The following is a 12822-nucleotide window of genomic DNA, read 5'->3' as shown; positions in this document are numbered from 1 at the left end:
CATGACGACCGTCATCTGCCCCTACTGCTTCGCGCGGGACCGGGCCGCCCGGCTCGGCTACCGCTGCCTGATGTCCGCCACCGGGATCCGCGGCGGGGCCAAGTGCGATCCCGAACGCGACGACATCTGGGCGGACTTCAAGGGCCCCGCGGTCCCGCCGCAGGCGCGGATGCGCGGTCCCGTCTTCGACGCCCCGCGCACCCTGCGCGGCAGCGGCGGGCGGGCGGCCTGTCCCGGCTGCGGCGTCGCCACTCCCGTACGCGTCTGCCGCAGCTGCCACAGCGACCTGCCCAGCGACTACTGCGACCAGGACAGCCGCATCATCGCCCTCGTGGGGGCCAAGGCCACCGGCAAGAGCACCTACGTCACCGTGCTCGTCAACGAACTGCGGCACCGCGTCGGAGGCGCGTACCGGGCGTCGCTGGCCGCCATGGGCGCCGACACGCAGCGCCGCGACCGCGAGATGGCCGCCGAACTCTACGAACGGCTTCAGCTGCCCGGTGCCACCAGGCCTGCGGCGCTGGGCTTCAACGACCCACTGCTGTACCGGCTCAGCGTCCCCGCCCGCAGCCGGCTCGGTGCGGGCAGCAGGCACACCGCACTGGTCTTCTTCGACGCGGCCGGCGAGGATCTGCGCAACGCCGAGGCCATGGACCGCTACACCGCCTATCTCGCCGCCGCCGACGGCATCGTCCTGCTCGTCGACCCCCTGCAACTGCCCTCCGTCCGCGACGAACTCGCGGGCACCGGCGGACCTCCACTGCCGTCCGTGGAGACCTCGCCGCAGCAGATCGCCGCCGATGTCGCGGCCCAGCTGCGCAGTCACCGCCGTGCGGGTTCGCGCGGCAGGCTGTCGACACCCGTCGCCGTGGCGCTCACCAAGACCGACATGCTGCGTCCCCTGCTCTCCCCGCACTCGCCCCTGCACGGCAGCGCCTCCCACCACGGTGGCGCCCTGGACGACGCCGACCGCACCGCGGTCCACGAGGAGGTGCGCTCGCTCCTGGGCAGCTGGGACGGCGGAGCGCTGCACCGGCAGCTGGAGAGCGACTTCTCCGACGTCGGGCTCTTCGGCCTGTCCGCTCTCGGCGCGCCGCCCCCGCCCGATGCTCCCGCCGACGCGCCCAAGTCGGGGCCGCAGCCCGTCCGGGTGGAGGACCCCCTGCTGTGGCTGCTGGCCCGCCGGAGCCTGCTGCCGGTGCGCAAGCAGGGCAGGGCCGCTCGTGCGGAAGGGGCGGGCATCGCATGAACGTGCAGCAACTGCACTACACGTCGGCCGCCCCGGGCCCGGACGGATCGGGCTTCCGCTTCACCGCGGTCAGCGACGACCTGCCCGCCGCCCTGCTGGGAGAGGTGGAGCAGCTGGTGGGGTACGAGCCCCCGCGTGACGCTCCCGCCCGCCCGAGCGCCGCCGAACTCGCCGCATTCCCGGTGGCGTTCAGCCATCACCGGCTCTCCGACGGCAGCCGTCTGCTCTGCCGGGCGGTCTACACCGGCACGGACTACAGCGGACGCTACGGCAATTTCCACGCCCACGCCGTCCGGCTGCCCGACGGCGACGGCCTGCCCGGCCGCATGCTGCCCATCGAGGCGTGGGAGTCACCGTTCTGGGCCGACCGCACGCCCGAGGACGGCGTGCCCGACCGGTCGGCCGCGTTCACCCCGGGCCGGCACATCGACAGGACCCGTCTGCTGGAGTTCGTCCGTGCGCGTGCGCAGCGGCTCGAACCCTTCCTGAGGGACGTGCGCACGCTCTTCCGCTCGCCCGACGCCCCCCAACTCCTCGTCGTCGAGCACGACAGCGTCCACATCGCGCACTGGATCGCCGTCGCCAGCTCCGTCCTCCCGCGCGAGCTCGCCGACCGGCTGACGTTCACCACCTACACCCGCCGCCCCCTGCTGGCCCGGCAGCAGATCGTCGGCACTCTGCCGGACGCCGATGCGGGCGGGTTCGCGTCCGACCACCGCTACCGCATCCACGACTGCACCGGCGGGCGTTCCAGCCCCGGCCGCGAGGAACCCGACCCCTGGGCCGCCGTCGCCGCCCGCCTGTGGCTGGCCGGGCGCCCCGAACTCGTCGCAGCGGCGGTGCACCAGCGGGCGGGCGCCGACCACGGTGCGGCGGACGACGTCGGGCACCTCGCCGCCCTGGCCGCCGTCGAGGGCGTCGCCCTCGACACGGCCGGGCGCACGGCAGCGGCGCACTGGGCCCGCGTGCGTTCCGCCGAGGCTCCCGAAGCCGCGCTGCTCCTCGGTCTCGCCGCCGGCGGCACGGACCGCTCGGCCGGGGAATGGGCGGAACTCGCCGGTCTCGCGGACGAGTTCGCGCCCCTGGCCGAACAGCCGGCCATGCACCCGCTCAAGCGCGACCTGCTCGGGGAGCTGGAGCGGGCGGCAGCAGCGCCACTCGATGCCCTGCTGTCCCTGTTCCGCCTCGCCGAGGCGCTCGACGTCGACCGGACCGCTGTCCTTCCCGTCCTCGCGGCACGGCTCGGCACGGCCCTCCTCGACGGGCCGGAAGAAGAGCGCAGTTGCGCGCGTGTGGCCCTGGACGGCCGGCCCGTACTGGCCGCCGCCGTCCTCGACACCCTCGACCGGGCGGCCGCGACGGGCGACCCACGGGACGTCGCCCGTGTCCTCGCGGCCGAACTCCCCGGCGCCGACCTCGCGTTCCACCCCCACCTGCGCGTGGCCGCCGCCACGGCCGCCGCCGACGACCCGGCGCGGGCCGACCGTCCCGGACTCTTCACCGCACTCCTGAAGGCGGCGGGCACCGAGCACCGGAGCACACCTTCCGTCCTCCGCACGGCCTTCCGGCTCGTCTGGGGCGACACCCCGCTCCGGCCGGTGGAGGCCGGCACCCTGCTCGCCGAACTCCCCGCAGCGTGGCACCGTGCAGCAGGCCTCGACGACGCCTTCGTCCGGGCCGCCCTCGACAGCACGCCCGGCGACCCGGAGGCACCCGAGCTCGCCAAGCTCCTGCTCCTGCACTGCGCCGGGACCCTCGAACCCCGGCACCGGGCCGCTCTGCTGCTGCTCGAACTGGCCGGTGACATCGCGGCGGGCGAGGCCCGGGCCGGCTGCGCGGGCCACGCGGTCGCCCTGCGCGCCCAGGCCCTCCCGCTGGAGGCCGGCATCGAGGAGCGGGTGAGCGCCGCACTCGCCGGGCGGCTCCTGGGCGCGGACCCGCCGCTGGGCGAACTGCTCGCCCTCGTCCGATCCGGCGACGAGCACTTCCTGCGCGCGTACGCCGAGGCCGCCCGGCACGAGAGCGTCGCCGACCGGATGCGCAGTACCCCCGCCTACGCCGCGGACTGCTTCACCGCATGGCAGACCGCACCGGGCGACGGCGGCACCTGGGACGAGATCCGCACCGGCCTGCTCGCCTCGGTCCTGCGGCCCGTGGTGCGCCGCATGCCCGCCGAGGACGTCGAAGCGCTGCTCGCGAGTCTTCGACGGCGCGGCGGGCCCTGGGCCGAGCAGTTCCGGGACTGGAACCGGCCCGGTGTCCTGAGCCGCGTCACCGGCCGCTGGCGGGCCCGGAACGGCAACCGACACGGTCCGGGCGACATCGAACCGCCCCGAGAGGAGCGCCACCGGTGACCGATGCCCTGCTGTGGGTGCTGAAACCCTTCGCTTTCGTCAACTCCCTGGTCGCCATAGGCATCTTCCTGCGCACCGCACCCGAGTTCCTGTGGCGGGCCCTGTACGCGACGGGCCGTTCCCTGGGCCCCTGGCATGCGGGCGCCCCGGACCCCCGGCTCGATCCTCCCGGCGGACCGGGGGAGCCCGCCCACCTGGCGTACTGGTACCGCCAGGTGTGGAAGGACGTCGGGGCCGCCGTGCTCAGCGGCGTCCGCATGGTCCGGTACCTGCTGATCCGCGAGTGGTGGGGACGCGTCAGCCGCAACCTGTTGCGCGGCTGCACCCCTGCGGGCCCGCGGGGGGACAGCCCCTTCACCCGGACGGTGATGCGTGCCATCGGGATCGGCGTCGGTGCGGGGGCGGGTGCGGCCGCCGTCTTCGCCGGGATCCTTCTCGCGGAGGCCGTGACGCTGCTCGTGCTGGCCGTCGCCCTGGTGTCCACGGCCCTGGCCCTCGCGGTGCCGGCCGTACGGGCCGTGGAGCGCGTGGGCACGCTCGTCCGCGGCGTCCGGATGACCTGCCCCCACCCCGGCTGCTACCGGCGGATCGCCCTGCCCGTCCACCAGTGCCCGCTGTGTCAGGCGCGTCACGAGCGGCTGCGGCCGGGCCGGTTCGGCGTGCTGCGGCGGGTCTGTGCGTGCGGCAACGGGCTGCGCACCAGCCTCCCCGGCGGGCGCGGCAAGCTTGCCGCGCTGTGCCCGCACTGCGACCAGCGTCTGCCCGCGGCGCTGGGCACCACGCGGACCGTGCACCTGCCCATCGTCGGAGGCACGTCGTCGGGCAAGACCATGCTGCTGGCGGCCGTCGTCGCCGGTCTGGCCTCGTGGAACCGCCGCGGCCTGCTGGGCATGGAGTGCGCCACCCGGTACGACGCGGACGAACTCGCCGCCCTGACACGGCAACTGGACGGGCAGGGCTGGGCCCACGCCACCACCGGCCGGCAGCCCCGCGCCATCATGCTCCTCGTCTCGCGGGGCCGCAGGCGACGGTTGCTGTACCTGTACGACCCGATGGGCGAGAGTCTGCGCGACGCCGGAGCGGTGCGCGAGCAGCAGTACCTCGCGCACGCCGACGGGGTGGTGCTGGTCGTCGACGCGCTGGCCGAACCCGGCGTGCGCTCCCGGCTGGGCGGCGAGGACGGACACCGGGCCGTGGCCGCCCGGCCCTCTCCCGAGGGCCCCGTGGCCACGTACGAGCGGCTGGCGGGCGAGATGCAGGCGCTGACCGGCCGGCGCAGCCGCACCCCCGTCGCCACCGTGGTCACCAAGCGGGACGTCCTGGACACCCTGGTCTCACTGCCCGTGCCCGGCCCCCGCATCGACGCATGGCTGGAGAACGTCGGCCTCGGCAACCTCGTCCGCGGTCTGACTCACAGCTTCGGCCGCACCCGGTACTGGGCCGTCAGCGCCCACGCCGCCACGGGGGCCGGTGCCCTCGGCGGCGAACAGCGGCGCGCAGCCGAGCCGGTGCTGTGGCTGCTGGGTCAAACCGGACTTCCTGTAGGGAAGTTGCTCACCGATGAGGTCCGCGCGCCGGGCGGGACGGTCAGGGCGTGACGTGACGTGCTGCTGCGGATAGGGTCGGAACATTCGGACGGTGAGGGAGAGAAGACGGCGCACGGTGACATCCGTATCCACCCAGAAGCCCACCCCGGTACCCGCCCATGTGGCACGGCAACGCCGGGTCGTGCTGGGCCTGTTCGTCGCGGCATGCGTCGCCCTCACCGGCGCGACGGTGCTGTCCTTCTTGTTGCTGCTGAACGGAGCGTTGGAGTGATGCCTGCGTGAGCGATATTCCCGGTGGCCCGATGGAGAGCCGCCCGGTGCACTTCATCTGGATCCTCGACTGCTCGTACTCGATGCTCGGGGAGAAGATCGGCACACTCAACTACGCGATCCGGGAGGCGATCCCGGAGATGCAGTCGGTGGCGCACGACAACGCCTCCGCCCAGCTGCTGATCCGGGTCCTCACCTTCTCCAGCACCGCGCAGTGGCACCAGGCGGCGCCCGTCCCGGTCGACGACTTCACCTGGCAGGACATCCAGGTCGACGGCGGCACCAACCTCGGTGCGGCCCTGTCCCTCGTGGCCCGCGAGCTCGAGACGCCGCCCATGCCGCAACGGGCGCTCAAGCCCGTGCTCTGCCTGGTCTCGGACGGCCAGCCGCTCGACGAGTGGCGCGACGGCCTGAAGGCCATCGACGCGACCCCGTGGGGCAAGAAGGCCGTCCGGGTCGCCATCGCCATCGGGGCCGATGCCGACCGCAGTGTCCTCCAGGAGTTCCTCGGCAACCCGGAGCTCCCCGTCCTGGACGCCAACAGCCCCAAGCAGCTGGCAGCGGCCATCCGCTGGGCCTCCACGGCGGCGGTCAAGGCCGCCTCGCAGCCCGTCGCGGCCGGTGCGGCGACCAAACAGCTCGGCCCCGCGTTCGCGCCGCCCAAGCTCCAGGACCACGATGACGACGACGTGTGGTGAGCGTGCCGCACTGGGAGATCCTGCGCGGATCGGTCCGAGGGCCGGGCAAGGTGCGCAACCAGGACTGGTACGACGCCGACGACACGGCGGACGGGACTCTCGTGCTGGCCGTGGCCGACGGTCACGGCTCGGCCGTCCACTCCCGTAGCAAGGAGGGCGCACGCTTCGCCGTCGACATCTTCATGCGCTGTGCCCGGGAGTTCGCCGCACGCGCCGGGGAAACCCCCGGAAACCTGCGGCAGTTGCGCCACGACGCCTGCCGCCGGGTACCCCGCGAGGTCGTGCGGGACTGGCAGGAGGAGGTGCGCCGTCACCTCAAGGACCATCCGCTGGCAGGCGTGCCCCGGGGCGACGAGCTGCTGCCGTACGGCACCACGCTCCTCGGCGCGGTCTGCGTGCCCGGCCTGCTGGTCGCCTGGCAGCTCGGGGACGGAGACCTGATGCTCGTCGAGGCCGACGGCACGATCAGCGCGCCGCTCGCACCGTCCGAACCGGAACTCGGTGACGAGACGGAGTCCTTGTGCAGTCGGCAGGCGTGGGACCTGATGCGCGTGCACTGGGCGCCCGTTCCCGATCCGGGGCGGCTGCCGCGGCTGTTGATGCTGTCCACGGACGGGCTGTCGAAGAGCTTCGCGGCGCAGGAGGGTTTCGTTCAGTTCGTCCGCGAGGTGAGCGAACGCCTGGTGGCGGAGGGCCCCGGGGCGATCGGTGAGGCACTGCCCGGATGGCTGGCCCGGGCGAGCACGTACTCGGGCGACGACACCACCGTGGCCGCCGTGTGGCGGCGGCCGGACGACCCGGCTCCGTCCGAGGGCGGGCCGCAGGACCGAGAAACGGAGAACGACTGATGTCCGGCATGCTCGACAACGGCGACCGGCTCACGACCGACGCAGGCGACGAGATCGTGGTCTCCGGGATGCTGGGAGCCGGTGGCCAGGGCGAGGTCCACCGCGTTGCCACGCCGTCCGGCGAGAAGGCGCTCAAGTGGTACTACCCGAGCTGCGCCACCCCCGAGCAGCGCAAGATCGTGGAGGAACTGGTCAGCCGGGACTTCGACGACGACCGCTTCTTGTGGCCCCACGCGTTCGTCACCGACGGCGGCGGGGGATTCGGCTACCTCATGGACATCCGCCCCGACCGGTTCAAGGGCCTGCCCGCGCTCTTCCGGCGCCAGTTGCGCACCACGCCCGTCGCCCTGGTGACCGCGGGACTGAACATGGTCGAGGCCTACCAGGCCCTGCACTCCCGGGGCATCGCCTACCGCGACATCTCCTGGGGCAACATCTTCTTCGACCCCGCCAACGGCGACGTCCTCGTCTGCGACAACGACAACGCAGTGGTCGAGGGGGAGGCCAGCGGGATCTCGGGAACCATGGAGTTCATGGCCCCGGAGCTGGTGCGGGGCGAACCGGGCGCCATACCCGGCACCCAGACCGACCTCCACTCGCTCTCCGTCCTGCTGTTCATGCTGCTCATGAACCACCACCCGCTCAAGGGCAAGGCGGAGCTGGCCATCCGCTGCCTGGACGAGGCCGCCGAGAAGCGGCTGTACGGCAAGAACCCGGTCTTCGTCTTCGACCCCGTCGACAAGAGCAACGAGCCCGATCCGGACGAGCAGACCACGGTCCTGGCCACCTGGAGGCTGGTGCCCCCGGTCCTGAGCGAGCTGTTCGTCAAGAACTTCACCGGGGGGCTGCGCGACGCGTCCCGCCGCGTGCGCGAGTCGCAATGGCGCGACGCCCTGCGACAGGTTCGCGACACCATCGTCGACTGCGCGAACTGCGGCCGGCAGAACATGACCGAGCCCCGTTCCTCCAAGGCCCGCACCTGCTGGTCGTGCGGCAGCACGCTGATCCTGCCGCCCCGGCTCGTGATCACCACGGCCGTACTGCACGCCGAGCGCCACCTGCGACTGCGCCGCACGGCACGCGTGCACGCACACCACGTGCTGGACGAACCCACGCGGCACGACTACGGCGACGGCACGCTCGTCGCCGAACTCGTCGAACACCCCGCGAAGCCCGGCCGCTTCGGCCTGGCCAACCGTTCCGCGACGACCTGGAGGGCGCGCCGCTCCGACGGCACCGTCCAGGACGTGGCACCCGGGCAGACCGTCCCGCTGCGGTCCGGGCTCGAGGTCGATCTGGGCGGCGCCCGGGCCGTGGTGCACGCCGGGTGAGCCGACGGGCCGCGCTCACATCCCCAGAGCGCGGCCCAGTTCCTGGACCAGGGCGAGCGAACCGCTGCCCGCAGCCGTCCCCGTGGTGATCAGCTCCAGCCACGTGCGGACCCGCCCCCGGTCGACGGGCCGCCGCTCCTCGTCCGCGCGCACCAGCTCGCCCTGCACGAGGCCGGCGGACTCGGCGAGTTCGGGATGCTCAACACGCAGCAGGCGTACGAGCTCACCGGCCAGCCGGAGCGTCTCGGCCGGGGACTGACTGTGGTGGATCTCTATCCTGCCGTTGTCGCCGAAGTTGCCCGGCCCCGAGATGTTGCCGCTGAAGTTGTAGGTGCTCATGGGGACTCCTTCTCGCTTGTCCGACCGCCCGGCTGCTCAGTTTCCGCCCTGTGCGGCTCCCGGCTGGCCGTAGGTGTTGATCTGTCCGTTGGCGCCGATGTTGGCGTTGCCGGTGATGTCGCCGGAGATGTTGTACGTCTGGGTGGCGATCACTTGCTGGGCACGGTCGAAGTCGCCGGTGTCGATGTTGTGATCCTGCAGGAAGCGCTCCGTGGCGATCAGCACGCCCTGCTGGAGACGCAGGAAGGTGTCCCGGGAGTCCGTGCGCTCCGTGTGCCCCATGGCGCCCCAGTCGGAGCAATGGTTGCGCAGGCTGTCCAGGGCGCCGTAGTCGTAGGCCAGATGCTGCTTGGTGATGCTTCTCCGCGTCTTCTCCAGTTCGCGGGTGTACCGGGCCTGTTCACCGCGCCGACGGGCGGCCCGCCCGGGGGCGCCCCACACGCCGCGCCAGGTGTGCGCCGTGGCGAAACGCAGCAGGCTCCACCAGTACTCGAAGCCCCCCAGGGGCAGGAACGCGACCGTGCCGAACCGGTGTTGCAGCGGAGGCAGCACGTAAGCGGCCACCTCCCAGGACAACCGCGGGTACAGCAGCCGGGCGCGCAGATGCATGGACACCACGATCCTGCCGCCCTCGCCCACCATCTCCAGGCTCAGATACGTGCGCATGCCCGCGCCCGACTGCACCACGGCGGACTGCACGTACTGCCGCGGGACGCGCACGGCGGGCCGCTGCAGCCGGTTGGGCAACAGGTCGGACAGATGCAGGGCGCTCTGGCCGTTGACGTACAGCCGGTTCTGCGCCCTGAGTCCCTCCAGGCCGACGATGTCCGCCATCTCCTCGGCCACGTAGGTGTGGAGGTCGACGGCGTCGAAGGGTTTGGCGGTCAGTTTTCCGCCGGTGGGCGCGTCCGCGGCACGGCTGATGTCGATGGACTCCCAGACGACTTCCTTGATTTTCCGGCCGCTGCCGACGAAGGGGTTCGTCGACTCGAAGGACGCGTCGTACGGCAGGACGTTCGCGCGCCGTAATTCCCGCAGCCGGTCCTCCACTTCGGCTGCCACTGCCGGTGCCTGGTCCGCAGGCTTGCCCGACCCCCGGTACACCTCCAGTGCGGACTGCCGGGCCTGATGCTCGGCGCGGCAGACCAGGACCGCCCCGCAGCCGAAGAGGGCGACGAGCAGGAGCAGAAAGCCCGAGACACCGGCGGACGACCCCTGACCGAGGCTCACCACGGTTCCGAGCAGGGTGCCGACCACGCCGAGGAGGACGAACGAGAGATGCCTGTCCCGCAACTCCAGCCGCCGCCAGGCCGCTTCGGCATGACGCACCAGCGCGACGAGGTTCACCCCGAGCGGCAGGCCGTTCGCCTTGAGGCGGTCGGCCGTGAACTCCCGCCGCACGTCGTGCGCGAAGGCCTCGTCGAGGTGCGTCGTCGCGCACAGCCGTCGTGTGACGCCGTCGCGCCGGTACTGCGGCAACGGCGGCAACTGTCTCGGCGCCATGCTGCTTCCTCCCCTGCGCCCGTTCGGAGCCGGGCCCGACTCACCCTAGGGCAATGCGTTCCTCACCGGCATACACGTTCATCGACGCCCCCCGCAGAAAGCCGACCAGCGTCATCCCCGTCTCCGTCGCCAGGTCCACGGCCAGGGACGACGGGGCCGACACCGCTGCCAGCACCGGGATGCCCGCCATGACCGCCTTCTGCGCCAGCTCGAACGAGGCGCGGCCGGAGACGACCAGCACGGTGCCCGACAGGGGGAGCAGGCCCTGCTGGAGGGCCCGGCCCACGAGCTTGTCGACCGCGTTGTGCCGGCCCACGTCCTCGCGCGCGTCCAGCAGTTCGCCCTCCGGCGAGAACAGTGCGGCGGCGTGCAGGCCGCCCGTGCGGTCGAAGACGCGCTGTGCCTCGCGCAGCCGACCGGGCAGCTCCGCCAGAAGTTCCGGTGCCAGGCGCAGCGGTGACGGGCCGTCGGTCACCGGCCAGCGGGCGGTGGTGCGGACGGCGTCCAGGCTCGCCTTGCCGCACAGGCCGCAGGAGGACGTGGTGTAGACGTTGCGTTCGAGCGTGATGTCGGGGACGGGCACGCCGGGGGCGAGGCGGACGTCGACGACGTTGTAGGTGTTGCGGCCGTCCTCGGTCGCGCCCGCGCAGTAGACGATGTTCGCCAGTTCCTCGGCGCTGCCCAGGACGCCCTCGCTGACGAGGAAGCCGGCCGCGAGCGCGAAGTCGTCGCCCGGCGTGCGCATGGTGATCGCGAGGGGCTTGCCGTTCAGCCGGATCTCCAGCGGCTCCTCGGCCACGAGCGTGTCGGGGCGGGCGGTCGCGACCCCGTCCCGGATGCGGATGACGCGGCGTCGTTCGGTGACCCGTCCCATGTGTCGATCAGTCCTGGTGCGCGTTGGCGGCAGTGTCGGAAGAACCGTCTCACGTGACCTGGGCCTCATCGGAGCCGGGCACCCTTCGCGCAGCCCGCACCGGGGCTACCGTTCGGTAGCAAGCGGCGAGCACCACAGCACTACAGCACCGCAGCACCACAGCGCCACCTTCCCCGCCCCGAACGACCCGATCGTGCACCGAGAGCGGAGATCCTGATGGCACCCACCCTTCCGCACGTCCCGCACGTTCCGCGCATTCCGCGCGTCCTGAAACCCGGCACCGAATGGGCAACCGCCTGGCAGCGCTGCCGGGCCGTCGCCCCCGAGGCCTTCCGGGACGACCGCGTCCTCAACCTCTGGAACGGCGCCTGGCAGTTGGACGGCCGTCCGCTGCCCGCCGCCACCCCCGTCGACGGCACCCCGGTCCCGGGCCCGCCCCGCCTCGACCGGGCCACCGCCCGGCACGCCGTGCGCGCCTCCCTGGACCAGCACCGCGCCTGGCGCGACCTGCCGCTCGCCGAACGCAGGGCACGGGTGGGCGCCGCCCTCGACGCCCTCGCCGAGCACCGCGACCTCCTCGCCCTGCTCCTCGTCTGGGAGATCGGCAAGCCGTGGCGGCTCGCCCGGGCGGACGTCGACCGGGCCGTGGACGGCGTGCGCTGGTACGTCGACGGGATCGACGGCATGCTCGCCGGGCGCACCCCGCTGCCCGGCCCCGTCAGCAACATCGCCAGCTGGAACTACCCGATGAGCGTGCTCGTCCACGCCGTGCTCGTCCAGATGCTGGCCGGCAACGCCGCGATCGCCAAGACGCCCACGGACGGCGGTTTGTCCTGTCTGACCCTGGCCGCCGCCCTCATGGCCCGGGAGGGCCTGCCGCTGACGCTGGTCAGCGGCAGCGGCGGCGAGCTCTCCGAGGCGCTCGTGCGTGCCCCGGAGATCGGCTGCGTGTCCTTCGTCGGCGGCCGCGACACCGGCGCCCGCGTGGCCACCGCCGTCGCCGACCTCGGCAAGCGGCACATCCTGGAGCAGGAGGGCCTCAACGCCTGGGGCATCTGGAACTTCACCGCCTGGGACGCCCTCGCTCCGCAGATCCGCAAGACGTTCGACTACGCGAAGCAGCGCTGTACGGCCTACCCGCGCTTCGTCGTGCAGCGCAGCGCGTTCGCGGAGTTCCTGGCGGTGTACCTGCCGGCCGTGCGGTCCGTGCGCCTCGGCCATCCGCTGGCGGTCGACGACCCGGCGGACGAGCTGCCCGAGCTGGACTTCGGGCCGCTCATCAACGCGGCCAAGGCCGAGGAGCTCAGGGCCCAGATCGACGAGGCGGTGGATCGCGGCGCCGTTCCGCTGCACCGCGGCACGCTCGACGAAGGCCGCTTCCTGCCGGGTCAGGACACCCGGGCCTACGTCCCTCCGGTCACTCTCCTCAACCCGCCTCCGGCGTCGCCGTTGCACCACGCGGAGCCGTTCGGGCCCGTCGACACGATCGTCCTCGTCGACACGGAGGCCGAGCTGCTCGCCGCGATGAACGCGAGCAACGGCGCGCTGGTGGCCACGCTGTCCTGTGACGACCCTGCGGTGCACGAGCGCCTCGCCCCGCAGATCCGCGCCTTCAAGGTGGGCCACGGCGTGCCGCGTTCGCGGGGTGACCGCGAGGAGCTCTTCGGCGGCTTCGGGGCGTCGTGGCGGGGCGCGTTCGTGGGAGGAGAGCTGCTGGTGCGGGCGGTGACGGAGGGGCCGGGGGAGGACCGGGTGCCGGGGAACTTCCCGGAGTACCACCTGATGCCCTGAGACTGATGCCGTGAGACG

11 protein-coding genes are annotated in these 12822 nt (G+C 72.8%); 8 read left to right on the top strand and 3 right to left on the bottom strand.

The window, feature by feature from the left end; translation table 11 throughout:
* Position 1 precedes the first annotated feature (1 nt).
* From ACMATS_RS08540 to ACMATS_RS08510, 7 genes are all read left to right on the top strand, one after another.
* Positions 2 to 1249, top strand: coding sequence for a TRAFAC clade GTPase domain-containing protein (locus tag ACMATS_RS08540; protein WP_390778034.1), 1248 nt, complete (start codon positions 2 to 4; stop codon positions 1247 to 1249).
* Positions 1246 to 3603, top strand: coding sequence for a GTPase-associated protein 1-related protein (locus tag ACMATS_RS08535; protein ID WP_414167522.1), 2358 nt, complete (start codon positions 1246 to 1248; stop codon positions 3601 to 3603). Before ACMATS_RS08540 ends, ACMATS_RS08535 begins: the two co-directional genes overlap by 4 nt.
* On the top strand, positions 3600 to 5201 hold the full coding sequence (locus ACMATS_RS08530) for a TRAFAC clade GTPase domain-containing protein (RefSeq protein ID WP_414167521.1): 1602 nt from the start codon (positions 3600 to 3602) through the stop codon (positions 5199 to 5201). Before ACMATS_RS08535 ends, ACMATS_RS08530 begins: the two co-directional genes overlap by 4 nt.
* 64 nt (positions 5202 to 5265) lie before the next feature.
* The gene (locus ACMATS_RS08525; RefSeq protein WP_390778031.1) at positions 5266 to 5421 is read left to right on the top strand and encodes a hypothetical protein; all 156 of its coding nucleotides are present in this window, start codon (positions 5266 to 5268) and stop codon (positions 5419 to 5421) included.
* A gap of 31 nt (positions 5422 to 5452) precedes the next feature.
* A complete protein-coding gene (locus ACMATS_RS08520) occupies positions 5453 to 6118 on the top strand; it encodes a vWA domain-containing protein (protein ID WP_390778449.1) in 666 nt (221 codons plus the stop codon).
* Entirely contained in the window at positions 6115 to 6966 is an 852-nt protein-coding gene (locus ACMATS_RS08515) for a PP2C family serine/threonine-protein phosphatase (protein ID WP_414167520.1), read from the top strand. Before ACMATS_RS08520 ends, ACMATS_RS08515 begins: the two co-directional genes overlap by 4 nt.
* Entirely contained in the window at positions 6966 to 8297 is a 1332-nt protein-coding gene (locus ACMATS_RS08510) for a protein kinase domain-containing protein (RefSeq protein ID WP_391156451.1), read from the top strand. Before ACMATS_RS08515 ends, ACMATS_RS08510 begins: the two co-directional genes overlap by 1 nt.
* A gap of 15 nt (positions 8298 to 8312) precedes the next feature.
* On the opposite strand, the gene ACMATS_RS08505 is transcribed toward ACMATS_RS08510, so the two are convergent.
* From ACMATS_RS08505 to fdhD, 3 genes are read right to left on the bottom strand one after another with little or no spacing between them, the layout of a single operon-like run.
* Positions 8313 to 8636 carry a hypothetical protein gene (locus ACMATS_RS08505; RefSeq protein ID WP_414167519.1) on the bottom strand — a complete coding sequence of 108 codons (324 nt, stop codon included), beginning with the start codon at positions 8634 to 8636 and terminating at the stop codon, positions 8313 to 8315.
* 36 nt (positions 8637 to 8672) lie between these two features.
* The gene (locus tag ACMATS_RS08500; protein ID WP_390778027.1) at positions 8673 to 10139 is read right to left on the bottom strand and encodes a hypothetical protein; all 1467 of its coding nucleotides are present in this window, start codon (positions 10137 to 10139) and stop codon (positions 8673 to 8675) included.
* A 40-nt stretch (positions 10140 to 10179) separates the two neighbouring features.
* Positions 10180 to 11013, bottom strand: coding sequence for a formate dehydrogenase accessory sulfurtransferase FdhD (gene fdhD, locus ACMATS_RS08495; protein WP_390778026.1), 834 nt, complete (start codon positions 11011 to 11013; stop codon positions 10180 to 10182).
* 216 nt (positions 11014 to 11229) lie between these two features.
* Here fdhD and ACMATS_RS08490 point away from each other — a divergent pair, with 216 nt between their 5' ends.
* Positions 11230 to 12804: an aldehyde dehydrogenase family protein gene (locus ACMATS_RS08490; RefSeq protein ID WP_414167518.1), complete on the top strand. Its 1575-nt coding sequence runs from the start codon at positions 11230 to 11232 to the stop codon at positions 12802 to 12804.
* Positions 12805 to 12822 lie beyond the last annotated feature (18 nt).

This window comes from Streptoverticillium reticulum (genome assembly GCF_047456005.1).
GTDB classification, from domain to species: Bacteria; Actinomycetota; Actinomycetes; order Streptomycetales; family Streptomycetaceae; genus Streptomyces; species Streptomyces reticulum.
The sequence above is the reverse complement of the archived record's forward strand: the minus strand, read 5'-3'. Positions and strand labels throughout refer to the sequence as shown.

What these genes read in the sequence shown, in the direction of transcription:
- ACMATS_RS08540 (WP_390778034.1), top strand. Translation starts at nt 2, where the DNA reads ATGACGACCGTCATCTGCCCCTACTGCTTCGCGCGGGACCGGGCCGCC.
- ACMATS_RS08505 (WP_414167519.1), bottom strand. Translation starts at nt 8,636, where the DNA reads ATGAGCACCTACAACTTCAGCGGCAACATCTCGGGGCCGGGCAACTTC.
- ACMATS_RS08490 (WP_414167518.1), top strand. Translation starts at nt 11,230, where the DNA reads ATGGCACCCACCCTTCCGCACGTCCCGCACGTTCCGCGCATTCCGCGC.
- ACMATS_RS08520 (WP_390778449.1), top strand. Translation starts at nt 5,453, where the DNA reads ATGGAGAGCCGCCCGGTGCACTTCATCTGGATCCTCGACTGCTCGTAC.
- fdhD (WP_390778026.1), bottom strand. Translation starts at nt 11,013, where the DNA reads ATGGGACGGGTCACCGAACGACGCCGCGTCATCCGCATCCGGGACGGG.
- ACMATS_RS08500 (WP_390778027.1), bottom strand. Translation starts at nt 10,139, where the DNA reads ATGGCGCCGAGACAGTTGCCGCCGTTGCCGCAGTACCGGCGCGACGGC.
- ACMATS_RS08535 (WP_414167522.1), top strand. Translation starts at nt 1,246, where the DNA reads ATGAACGTGCAGCAACTGCACTACACGTCGGCCGCCCCGGGCCCGGAC.
- ACMATS_RS08510 (WP_391156451.1), top strand. Translation starts at nt 6,966, where the DNA reads ATGTCCGGCATGCTCGACAACGGCGACCGGCTCACGACCGACGCAGGC.